This is a genomic window from Aeromonas sp. sif2416 (genome assembly GCF_019218665.1).
GTDB lineage: Bacteria > Pseudomonadota > Gammaproteobacteria > Enterobacterales > Aeromonadaceae > Aeromonas > Aeromonas encheleia.
In genome coordinates, this window is sequence record NZ_JAHUXC010000004.1 from 366760 (window position 1) to 377768 (window position 11009).

At 63.2% G+C, this 11009-nt stretch carries 9 protein-coding genes; 7 read left to right on the forward strand and 2 right to left on the reverse strand.

Annotation, left to right across the window (positions count from 1 at the left end):
- Positions 1-11 precede the first annotated feature (11 nt).
- The 7 genes from hisB to hisIE all read left to right on the forward strand — a co-directional run bounded on the left by hisB (position 12) and on the right by hisIE (position 8981).
- Positions 12-1145 (forward strand): bifunctional histidinol-phosphatase/imidazoleglycerol-phosphate dehydratase HisB, encoded by a 1134-nt coding sequence (gene hisB, locus KW821_RS10880; RefSeq protein ID WP_218291457.1) that lies wholly within the window; start codon positions 12-14, stop codon positions 1143-1145.
- A gap of 79 nt (positions 1146-1224) precedes the next feature.
- Positions 1225-1851: an imidazole glycerol phosphate synthase subunit HisH gene (hisH, locus tag KW821_RS10885; protein WP_218291458.1), complete on the forward strand. Its 627-nt coding sequence runs from the start codon at positions 1225-1227 to the stop codon at positions 1849-1851.
- A gap of 5 nt (positions 1852-1856) precedes the next feature.
- Positions 1857-2606 carry a 1-(5-phosphoribosyl)-5-[(5-phosphoribosylamino)methylideneamino]imidazole-4-carboxamide isomerase gene (gene hisA, locus KW821_RS10890; RefSeq protein WP_042654819.1) on the forward strand — a complete coding sequence of 250 codons (750 nt, stop codon included), beginning with the start codon at positions 1857-1859 and terminating at the stop codon, positions 2604-2606.
- A 127-nt stretch (positions 2607-2733) separates the two neighbouring features.
- Positions 2734-3843, forward strand: a complete 1110-nt coding sequence (locus KW821_RS10895; RefSeq protein ID WP_218291459.1) for a two-component system response regulator — start codon at positions 2734-2736, stop codon at positions 3841-3843.
- A 117-nt stretch (positions 3844-3960) separates the two neighbouring features.
- Positions 3961-7380, forward strand: coding sequence for a PAS domain S-box protein (locus KW821_RS10900; protein WP_218291460.1), 3420 nt, complete (start codon positions 3961-3963; stop codon positions 7378-7380).
- A 199-nt stretch (positions 7381-7579) separates the two neighbouring features.
- Positions 7580-8353: an imidazole glycerol phosphate synthase subunit HisF gene (gene hisF, locus KW821_RS10905; protein ID WP_218291461.1), complete on the forward strand. Its 774-nt coding sequence runs from the start codon at positions 7580-7582 to the stop codon at positions 8351-8353.
- On the forward strand, positions 8346-8981 hold the full coding sequence (gene hisIE / locus KW821_RS10910) for a bifunctional phosphoribosyl-AMP cyclohydrolase/phosphoribosyl-ATP diphosphatase HisIE (protein ID WP_218291462.1): 636 nt from the start codon (positions 8346-8348) through the stop codon (positions 8979-8981). Before hisF ends, hisIE begins: the two co-directional genes overlap by 8 nt.
- 325 nt (positions 8982-9306) lie before the next feature.
- Here the strand turns inward: hisIE and KW821_RS10915 are convergent, their stop codons facing one another.
- Positions 9307-10686 carry an SEL1-like repeat protein gene (locus KW821_RS10915; protein ID WP_218291463.1) on the reverse strand — a complete coding sequence of 460 codons (1380 nt, stop codon included), beginning with the start codon at positions 10684-10686 and terminating at the stop codon, positions 9307-9309.
- 133 nt (positions 10687-10819) lie between these two features.
- Complete coding sequence (locus KW821_RS10920; RefSeq protein ID WP_218291464.1) at positions 10820-10996, reverse strand: hypothetical protein; 177 nt, start codon at positions 10994-10996, stop codon at positions 10820-10822.
- Positions 10997-11009: the final 13 nt, after the last annotated feature.

Sequence of the window (11009 nt, forward strand, 5' to 3'; positions counted from 1 at the left end):
GGATGTAACCCATGAAGACCCCGTTTTTGTTTATCGACCGCGACGGCACCCTGATCGAAGAGCCGATGACCGACAAGCAGGTGGACAGCCTCGCCAAGCTGCGCTTCGAGCCCATGGTGATCCCGGTGCTGCGCGAGCTGCAGGCCGCCGGCTATGTGCTGGTGATGGTGACCAACCAGGATGGGCTGGGCACCAAAAGCCTGCCGCTGGAAAACTTCCAGCCGCCCCAGGACCTGATGATGCACCTCTTCGAATCCCAGGGGGTTCACTGGGAGCGGGTGCTGATCTGCCCCCACTTCCCCACCGACGGTTGCAGCTGCCGCAAGCCGAACCTCGGGCTGGTGAAGGAGTATCTCGCCTCGGGTCGCATCGATTTTGCCAACTCCTTCGTGATAGGCGACCGGCAGACCGATCTGCAGCTCGCCGAGAACATGGGCATCCGTGGCATCCGCTACCAGCCTCAGGATCACGACTGGCTCGCCATCCGTGATCAGCTGCTGTCCAAGGGCCGTGTCGCCGAGGTGGAGCGCTACACCAAGGAGACCCGCATCCAGGTGGCGGTGGATCTCGACAAGAGCGGTGGCAACCAGATCGCCACCGGCATCGGCTTCTTCGATCACATGCTGGATCAGATCGCCACCCACGCCGGTTTCAGGCTCAGGCTCAAGGTGAGCGGCGATCTGCACATCGACGATCACCACACGGTGGAAGATGTAGGGCTGGCGCTCGGTCAGGCCCTGCGCCAGGCGCTGGGTGACAAGCGCGGCATCGGCCGTTTCGGCTTCGTGCTGGCGATGGACGAGGTGCAGGCGGTGATCGATGGCCGCCCTCGTCAAGCCGCTGACGCCCCCTCCCTCACCGAGCTGGACGTAGCCACCGCACTGGATCTGAGCGGCCGCCCCTACTTCGTGTTCGACTGCCCGAGCGGCTTTGGTCGCGACAGCGTGGGGGAGATGGCCACCGAGATGGTGCCCCACTTCTTCCGCTCCCTGTCGGATGCCATGGCCATCACCCTGCAGATGAAGGTCGGCAGCGGCAACACCCACCACCAGGTGGAGGCCCTGTTCAAGGGTTTCGGCCGCGCCCTGCGCCAGGCCATCCGGGTGGAAGGGAGCGAGCTGCCCTCCAGCAAGGGGGTGCTGTGATGGCTAACCAGAACCTCGTTATCACCGATGATGCCTTGATGGTGCCAAGCTCGCAGACATCCATGGGGAGGCGTACCCGATGAGCAATCAGAAACTGGTGATCATCGACACCGGCTGCGCCAACCTGGCCTCGGTGCGGATGGCGTTTGAGCGCCTCGGCGTCACGCCGCTGGTGAGCCGCGACGCGGCCGATATCGAGCGGGCCGACAAGCTGATCCTGCCCGGGGTCGGCACCGCAGTCGCCGCCATGCGCAACCTCAACGAGCGCAACCTGGTACCGCTGATCCGCGCCGCCCGCCAGCCGCTGCTGGGCTTCTGCCTCGGCATGCAGATGCTGGCACAGGCCTCCGAGGAGACCATGTGTGGCAATGAAAAGCCGGGTGAGGGCTTGATCGACTGCCTCGGCATAGTACCGGGCCGGATCCGGCTGATGAAGGTGGGCAACCTGCGCCTGCCCCACATGGGCTGGAACCAGATCGAGCACGATGAAACTCACCCGCTGCTCAAAGGCATCCCCAGCGGCAGCTACTTCTACTTCGTCCACTCCTATGCCCTGGAGGTGACGGCGGCGACCCTGGCCAGCTGCGACTATGGCACCCCCTTCACCGCCATAGTGGGGCAAGACAACTTCTTCGGCGCCCAGTTCCACCCGGAACGTTCCGGCGCGGCCGGGGCCCGTTTGCTACAAAACTTTCTGGAGCTGTGACAAGGATGATCATTCCCGCCATTGATTTGATTAACGGCCAGGTCGTTCGCCTCTACCAGGGCGACTACGGCCAGAAGACCGAATACAGCAGCAGCCCCCAGGCGCGCTTCGATGAGTATGTGACCCAGGGGGCGCTGCAGCTGCACCTGGTGGATCTGGACGGCGCCAAGGATGCCAAGGCGCGCCAGCTCGCGCTCATCACCCAGCTGCTGTCGGCCACCGAGGCGCCGGTACAGGTCGGTGGCGGCGTGCGCACCGAGCAGGACGTGGCCGATCTGCTGGCCGCCGGTGCCAATCGGGTGGTGATCGGCTCCACCGCCGTCAAGTCCCCGGAGCTGGTGGCGAGCTGGATGGAGAAATACGGCCCCGAGCAGATAGTGCTGGCGCTGGACGTCAACATAGACCCGCAAGGCAATCGCCAGATCGCGGTGGCGGGCTGGCAGGAGAACAGCGGGGTGACCATCGAAGCACTGATCGAGCGCTTCCTCCCCGCCGGCCTCAGGCACGTGCTCTGCACCGACATCAGCCGCGATGGCACCCTCCAGGGCTGCAACGTCGCCCTCTACCAGGATCTCTGCGCCCGCTTCCCCAGCGTGGCCTTCCAGGCCTCCGGCGGCATCGGAGGCCTGCAGGACATAGAGGCGCTCAAGGGCTCCGGCGTCAAGGGGATCATCCTCGGCCGCGCCCTGCTGGAGGGCAAGTTCTCGGCGGGTGATGCCATCGCCTGCTGGGCCGACGAGGCCAGCAGCCGCTGAGCAAAGGCAACGTGAGCCCGCTGCCCGCGGGCTCACGACTGGCGCACCGTCGAGTCTGAACCATCATTTATCCCTTAATAACAATCGACTCTATACTCGACTGACCCATTTGCGTCGCGGAGGCGCCATGTTCACAGCCCAAGCCGCCACCATCCTGATCGTCGACGATGCACCCGAGAATCTGATGGTACTGACCGATCTGCTCACCCCCACCTACCGCGTGCTGGCCGCCCAGGGGGGCGAGAAGTGCCTGCGCATCGCCACCGGCTCGGCCCGGCCGGATCTGATCCTGCTGGACGTGATGATGCCGGACATGGACGGTTACGAGGTGCTGCGAAGGCTGCAGTCAGATCCATCCACCAGTTCCATTCCCGTGGTGCTGCTCACCGCCCTCTCCGATCCTCGCAGCGAGGAGCAGGGGCTGGCCCTCGGCGCCACCGATTACATCACCAAGCCCATCAACCCCGCCATCGTCCAGGCCAGGGTGCGCACCCAGCTGGAGGCCAAGCAGGCACGGGATGGGCTGCAAAGCCAGAACGCGCTGCTGGAGGCCGAAGTGGCGAGGCGCATGACGGAAAATGATCTGATCCAGCAGGCCTCCATCCGCGCCCTCGCCCATCTGGCGGAGATCCGGGATCCCGAGACCGGCAATCACATCCTGCGCACCCAGCTCTATGTGCGCCAGCTCGCCATCGGTCTGGCGAGCCATCCCCGCTTCACCGATACCCTGACCCCCGCCTACATAGAGCTGCTGAGCCGCTCGGCCCCCCTGCACGACATCGGCAAGGTGGGGATCCCGGACCAGATCCTGCTCAAGCCGGGCAAGCTGACCCCCGAGGAGTGGCCCGTCATGCGCACCCATGCCAAGCTCGGCAGCGACGCCATCGAGGAGGCGGAGCGGGACATAGAACAGCCGCTGGCCTTCCTCACCCTGGCCAAGGAGATAGCGCACTGGCACCACGAGAAGTGGGATGGCAGCGGCTATCCGGACGGCTTGAACGGCGATGCGATCCCGGTGTCGGCCCGTCTGATGGCGCTGGCCGATGTGTTCGACGCCCTCATCAGCGCCCGGGTCTACAAGCCCGCCATGTCGTACCAGCAGGCGCGCAGCCTGATCCTAGAGGGCTGCGGGCTGCACTTCGATCCGGACGTGGTGGCCGCCTTCATCGAACACTTCGAGCAGTTCATCGCCATCGCCGAGCGCTACCGGGACGATCACGAGGTGCCCCATGATTAAGCGTCTCCCGCTCAGGATGCCTGCATCCCCCCTGCGGCGGCGCCATCTCCTCGCCATCCGGCCGGGACAAAGCCCCCAATCCCCCGAGATCCCTAAGCTGCCTGCGGAGCCTGCCCCATGAAGTGGTCATTCCCCCTGGATAGACATCAACGGATAGGCGCCTGCCTGCTGGCCATACTGATGCCCCTGTTCGTCTTGCTGATCCGGCTCCAGCTGCCCATTCCCATCGAGGAGCGGCCGCTGCTGGTACTCTTCATGCTGCCCATCATCATCTGTGCCCTGCTGGGAGGGCTGCTGCCCGGGCTCATCAGCACCCTCAGCGTGGCCCTGATGACCGCCTACCTCCTCCTGCCGCCACGCTACGAGCTGTTCATCGCCAGCGGGCAGGATCAGGTGCAGTGGGGTCTGCTCATCGCCAACGGTTGCCTCATCAGCCTGCTGAGCGCGGCCATGCACCGCTCCCGCACCCGGGAGAACCAGCGCTGGCAGGAGCTGCTGAACACCCAGTCCCGACTGCAGCAGAGCGAGAAGCGCTTCCAGGCCACCTTCGAGCAGGCCGCCGTCGGCATCGCCCTGGTCTCCCCCACGGGGCGCTGGCTGCGGGTCAACCAGCGGCTGTGCGACATGGTGGGCTACCGGGCCGATGAGCTGATGGAGATGAGTTTTCAGCAGATCACCCACCCGGACGACCTCTTCATCGATCAGAGCTATGTCGATCAGGTGCTGGCCGGCGAGCGCCAGCACTACGCCCTGGAGAAGCGCTACCTGCGCAAGGGGGGCGAGGCATTCTGGATCACCCTGACGACCACTCTGGTCAAGGATCCCCAGGGAAAGCCGGACTACTTCATCTCCATCATCGAGGACCACCAGCAGCGCAAGGAGACCGAGGCGGCCCTGCGCCGGAACGAGGTGATCCTGCGCGAATCCCAGCGGCTGGCCAAGATCGGCAACTGGCGCTGGCACATCGGCCAGGATAGCCACTACTGGTCCCCGGAGATCTTTCGCATCTATGGCCGGGATCCGGTGCTCCCCCCCGCCGTCTATCCCGAGGTGAAGGACTATTTCACCGAGGAGGCATGGCGCACCCTGAGCGAGGCCGTGGATCGCTGCCTACAAGATGGCACCCCCTATGAGTGTGATGCCGAAGTCGTCACCCCCGGCGGGGAAGCCGTCTGGATCATCGCCCGTGGCGCCGCCATACGGGACGACAGCGACGCCATCGTGGAGCTGTATGGCACAGTGCAGGACATCACCGAGCGCAAGCTGGCCGAGCAGCAACTGCGGCAGCTGTCACTGGCCCTGGAGCAGAGCCCGGACGGGATCTTCATCACCAACACGGCATCCTGCATCGAATATGTCAACGCCGCCTTCCTGGCCACCAGCGGCTACCAGGAGGAGGAGGTGCTGGGGCAGACCCCCCAGCTGTTCGACTCCGGCCTCACCCCGCCAGCCACCCATGTCGCCCTGCGGGATGCCCTCAAGCAGGGCCAGCGCTGGCACGGGGAGTTCACCAACAGGCGCAAGGATGGTTCCCACTATCAGGTGATGGCCTCCGTCTCCCCCATCCGACGGGAGCATGCCCAGGTGACGCACTTCGTGACGGTGCAGGCCGACATCACCGAGAAGAAGCAGCTCGGGGAGGAGCTGGATCAGTACCGCTTCCACCTGGAGGAGATGGTCAGCGAGCGCACCCAGCAGCTGGCACAGGCCCATCAGCGCGCCGAAAGCGCCAACCAGGCCAAGAGCGCCTTCCTCGCCAACATGAGCCACGAGATCCGCACCCCCATGAATGCCATCCTGGGCCTCACCTACCTGCTCAAGCGGGATGCCAAGGAGATCGCCCAGCACAATCGGCTGGAGAAGATAGACAACGCGGCCCAGCACCTGCTCACCCTGATCAACGACATCCTGGATCTCTCCAAGATAGACGCGGGCAAGATGGTGCTGGAATGCCACGACTTCTCCCTCGTCGCCATGCTGGATAACGTCTGCGCCCTGATGGACGAGCAGGCTAGCGCCAAGGGGCTCGACATTCAGGTCGATCTCGGCGGTACCCCGGTCTGGCTCAATGGCGACATCACCCGGCTGCGCCAGGCCCTGCTCAACTATGCCGGCAATGCCATCAAGTTCACCGATGCGGGCACCATCACCCTGAGGGTGCGGATGCTGCGCAAGCTGGTCAGCGGCTATCTGCTGCGCTTCGAGGTAGAGGACAGCGGCATCGGCATCACCGAGTTCCAGCGCGAGAAGCTGTTCCAGGCCTTCGAGCAGGCCGATGTCTCCACCACCCGCAAGTACGGCGGCACCGGCCTCGGGCTCGCCATCACCAGCCGGCTGGCCAGGCTGATGGGGGGCGAAGTCGGGGTCGACAGCACCCCCGGCAAGGGCAGCTGCTTCTGGTTCACCGCCCAGCTCGCCCCGGGCAAGAGCATCCCCCTGCCGGCGGTGCTGCCGAGTCAGCCCAAGCAGCCCTTTTTCTGCCCCCACCCGGCGCGCCTGCTGCTGGTGGAGGACAACGCCATCAACCGCGAGGTGATCACCGAGCTGCTCACCGGCAGCGGCCTCACCATAGAGACGGCGGTCAACGGCCTGGAGGCGCTGGACAAGATCCGCGACCAGTCGTTCGATCTCATCCTGATGGACATACAGATGCCGCTGATGGATGGCTACAGCGCCACCCGCGCCATCCGGGCCCTGCCGGGTCAGGATCAGGTGCCCATACTGGCGCTCACCGCCAGCGCGTTCGAGGAGGACAGGAAGGCCTGCGAGAGCGCCGGCATGAACGACTTCATCACCAAGCCCGTGACCCCCGCCAGGCTGTTCGAGGCACTGCGGATGTGGCTGCCGGCGGGCGCCCCGTCGCAGGCCCCCAGCCGTCAGGTCGAACAGCTGTCTCCTCCCCTCGCCCGTCTGCAGGAGCTGCCCGGCTGGGATATGGCGCAGGGGCTGGCGGCGCTGCAGGGGGATCAACAGAAGTACCTCAGGCTGCTGCGCTTCTTCGCGGTCCAGCATCAGGCCGACACCGAGCGCCTGGCCGGATGTCTGGCCGAGGGCGATCACGCCGGGGCCCTGGGGCTGGCCCATAGCCTGCGCGGCGCCGCCGCGACCCTGGGCCTGACCAGTCTGGCCGAGCAGGGACTGCAGCTGGAGCGGGTCCTGAGGGCAGGAGAAGAGGATCTGCTGGCCGCCCTGATCGGCGGCATTGGCCGGGATCTGCTCGAGCTGGCAAACCGGTTGGGCAGCGAGGACGAGCCGGAGGATGCCGCCTCCCCCCTGCCGAGCAGCCACTGGCAGCAGCAGTTGCTGCGCCAGCTGGAGGCCTTGCTGGCCCAGAGCGACACCGCCGCCATCACGCTGTTCGAGCAACATGCCGGCGCCCTGCTCACCGGTCTCGGCGAGCGAGGCACCCTGCTGGCACAGCAGCTGCAAGGATTCGATTTCGACGGTGCCCTGCTCACCGTCAGGGGACTGAAACAGACAGAAGACGGCCTGCTGGCCTTCCACTCGGAGGGATCCGGCGCCATCACCCGGCATTGAGGAATAGCGGAGAAAGGGTTGGATCGGGGTACTCACTCATGCTTATAGTGTGGGCTCTCCCGCCGCGGCCGGCCTTGCCACTTCGCCAGATGGGGCCTGCGGTTGCACCATGCCAACCCGCTTTATCCAGGATCGCGAGAACGCCAGCGTCAGCTGGCCGAATCGATTTGTTAACCGTGCTTTACATGGAGCAACGAGCATGTTGTCAAAGCGTATTATCCCCTGTCTCGACGTCAAAGACGGCGTGGTGGTCAAGGGAGTGCAATTTCGAAATCACGAAGTCATGGGGGGCATAGTCGAACTGGCCCGCCGCTACGCCGAGGAGGGCGCCGACGAGCTGGTGTTCTATGACATCACCGCCTCGAGCGATGCCCGGGTGGTGGACAAGAGCTGGGTGAGCCGGGTGGCGGAAGTCATCGACATCCCGTTCTGCGTCGCCGGCGGCATCAAGAGCGTGGAGGATGCGCGCCAGATCCTGGAGTTTGGCGCCGACAAGGTCTCCATCAACTCCCCTGCCCTGGCCGATCCCAGCCTGATCAGCCGGCTGGCCGAGCGTTTCGGCGTGCAGTGCGTGGTGGTGGGCATCGACTCCTACTTCGACGCGCAGAGCGGCCAGTATCAGGTCAAGCAGTTTACCGGCGACGAGAGTCGCACCCGCACCACCGCCTGGACCACCCTCGAGTGGGTCAAGGAGGTGCAGGCCCGCGGCGCGGGCGAAATCGTGCTGAACGTGATGAATCAGGACGGCATGCGCCAGGGCTATGATCTCGAACAGCTGAAACTGGTGCGGGCCCTGTGCAAGGTGCCCCTCATCGCCTCCGGCGGTGCCGGCACCATGGCGCATTTTCTCGATGCCTTCACCCAGGCCGATGTGGACGGGGCCCTCGCCGCCTCAGTGTTCCACAAGGGCCTTATCCCCATTCCCGAATTGAAACGCTGGCTGAAAAACGAAGGAGTCGCCATCCGTGAGTAATCAAGATGTTATGAACCAGGTCCCGCTCATCGAGCGCCTGGACTGGACCAAATGTGAGGGCATGATCCCCGCCATCGTTCAGCACGCCGCGAGCGGCCAGGTGCTGATGCAGGGCTTTATGACCAAAGAGGCGCTGGAAAAAACCCAAACCACCGGTCAGGTCACCTTCTTCAGCCGCAGCAAGCAGCGGCTCTGGACCAAGGGCGAGAGCTCGGGCCATGTGCTCAAGCTCGTCGCCATCAGTACCGACTGCGATCAGGACTCCCTGCTGATCGCCGCCGACCCGGTGGGCCCCACTTGCCATCTGGGCACCCCCTCCTGCTTCGACGGTCACCCGCTGCCGCCGCTCGGCTTCCTGGCGGAACTCGAGCAGATCCTGGCGGCGCGCAAGGGTGCCGACCCCGCCACCAGCTACACCGCCAGCCTCTACGGCAAGGGCACCAAGCGCATCGCTCAGAAGGTCGGTGAAGAGGGTGTGGAGGTGGCGTTGGCCGCCATGGCCAAGGACAGAGAAGAGCTCATCAACGAATCCGCCGACCTGCTCTATCACCTCACCGTGTTGCTGCAAAACGAAGGCCTCGGCCTGCAAGACGTGGTGCAACGGCTCTATGAGCGCCACAACAAGTAGTCTTTGAACTGATATAAAAAAACGGTAGGGTGGATCATCTTATTTTCCTACTCTGGATCAATCTATTTCCGAATAGCAAATCAGTTAAAAACCCGGTTATAGCCGGTGAGACATAGTTATAGGCGGTTAGGATATCGCACATTTGTTAGACAAACCCGAGAACGCTCATCGCAGTTCGGTGAGCGTTTTGCCCAACGTTTGGGAGCTCTAGATGAATGATGTGAAATGAGTGACAACCACCCAAGAGAGCCGCTGTTTCAGTGTTTAGCGAGACTAGCCATGATATAGCGAGGGAAGGTGCGAACAAGACAGCACCAAGAGCAGCTCAACCCCGAGGAGAGCTGCTTGCAGCCAGTGTTGGTATCTGACCAAACCAATGTTCCGACAATTTTTGAGCCTGTTTGACTTCCTGTTTGGTCATCGCAACTTCCAGTTCATCACGAGCCTGTACTGCTTCAGGCATCCCTCCAGTGGCGGCCAATGAGAGCCAGGCATAGGCATGTACACGGTTTCGGGGAGCCCCGAGGCCTTCTTCACGAAGTGTTCCCATCCGGTATTGGGCCATGCGGTCCCCTTGTTGTGCAGCCAGGCGATACTGCTTGAAGGCCAGTGCGTAATTCTCTTTGCCCCCTTGCCCCAGGCGCAGCGTTTCACCATAGGCGTATTGCGCCGCCGCGTGTCCCTGTTGGGCAGCCTTGGCGTAACTGGTTCTGGCCTGCACCAGTGCCCCTTGCTCTTGCTGTAGTTGAGCCAGCTCGAACCACGCCTTGGTTACACCGCCCTCAGCGGCCCGAGTTAACCAGTGGACCTGCTGCTCTCGGCCTACCTGCTGCAAACTCAACTGGAATTCGGCTTCGTGGGAGCCATGTCCGGCTGCCAGCTCAAGCCAATAACGACCCAAGGCGAGGTCTGTCGATACCAATTCCCCAGCTAGATAAGCCATGCCGAGCCAGAGCTCAGCCTCGGCAGAACCGGCATTGGCTGCTCGTTGATAAGCCGTGAAAACGTCGACGTGAGCCGCCTGTTTGGCTTGCAGCAACAAGGCATCGGGCTGCTGCTGAGCCGCAGCCTTGTCATTCCAGCGTTGAGCATAGTCTGGCCGCTTGGCTACCCCTCGGCCTTGCTCATAACGCTCGCCCAGCAGGTACTGGGCATCACGGTTACCAATCTCCGCAGCCTTCTCGAGCCACTTGATGCCATCAGCATCTGCACCAGGTTGTTTGCTGTACCACTGGGCTAGGATCAACTGTGCCTCTGCATGATCCCGCTCTGCGGCCTGCTCAAACCAATCGAGGCATTCAGTAACTAGTTTGCCCTGATGCTGTTTCTGACACATGAGCCCCAGCAGATAGCCGGCATTGGTGTTGCCAAGGCGAGCCGAACGCTGCCACCACTGGGTAGCGAGCGCTGGATTTTTTGGCTCACCGAGCCCGGCCTGATACCAGTCACCGACTTGCCATGCGGCGTTAGCACGGATCTGCTGATCGGCTGCCTGTGGTCCGGACTGCTCCGCAGCTTGCTGCATCCAATGCATGGCATTGGGGTAATCGGGTTGGGTGACCAGACGTTTAGCCAGCTCATACTGGGCTCGGCCATCGCCTTGCTTTGCCGCTTGAGATAACTCGGCGTCAGTGAGTGACGTAGTGGAAGTACAGGCGGCAAGCATGCTGGTCGCCAGCGCCAGCCATAAAGCACGGTATGTCATGAGAAAAATCTACGCTGAGTGAAAAGATTGAAGATGAGTCACTGCCATCTTGCAGGCGGCTCCGTTATGCTATGCAGCCACCTGATGGGCACAAAGCTGATGCGGCGCCTTCCCTGGCCATGAGCCTTGCCTGTCAGGTGGTTTGCTGTTGATGTCCCTGATAGACCTTCAGCCACTTGGCATGCTCGGCCTTATCACCCCTGGCCTGCCAGAAAGCACAGATACTTCCCGCTAATTCGGCAGCCATTGCATGGTCGCTATCACGACGACAAATCAGATACTGGGCCAGCCAGTTTTGGTACTGCTTCATTGATACCTCACGA

Bases quoted from the DNA above. Each gene is read 5' to 3' on its own strand.
- hisB (WP_218291457.1), top strand. From the start codon at position 12: ATGAAGACCCCGTTTTTGTTTATCGACCGCGACGGCACCCTGATCGAA.
- hisH (WP_218291458.1), top strand. From the start codon at position 1,225: ATGAGCAATCAGAAACTGGTGATCATCGACACCGGCTGCGCCAACCTG.
- hisA (WP_042654819.1), top strand. From the start codon at position 1,857: ATGATCATTCCCGCCATTGATTTGATTAACGGCCAGGTCGTTCGCCTC.
- KW821_RS10895 (WP_218291459.1), top strand. From the start codon at position 2,734: ATGTTCACAGCCCAAGCCGCCACCATCCTGATCGTCGACGATGCACCC.
- KW821_RS10900 (WP_218291460.1), top strand. From the start codon at position 3,961: ATGAAGTGGTCATTCCCCCTGGATAGACATCAACGGATAGGCGCCTGC.
- hisF (WP_218291461.1), top strand. From the start codon at position 7,580: ATGTTGTCAAAGCGTATTATCCCCTGTCTCGACGTCAAAGACGGCGTG.
- KW821_RS10915 (WP_218291463.1), bottom strand. From the start codon at position 10,686: ATGACATACCGTGCTTTATGGCTGGCGCTGGCGACCAGCATGCTTGCC.
- KW821_RS10920 (WP_218291464.1), bottom strand. From the start codon at position 10,996: ATGAAGCAGTACCAAAACTGGCTGGCCCAGTATCTGATTTGTCGTCGT.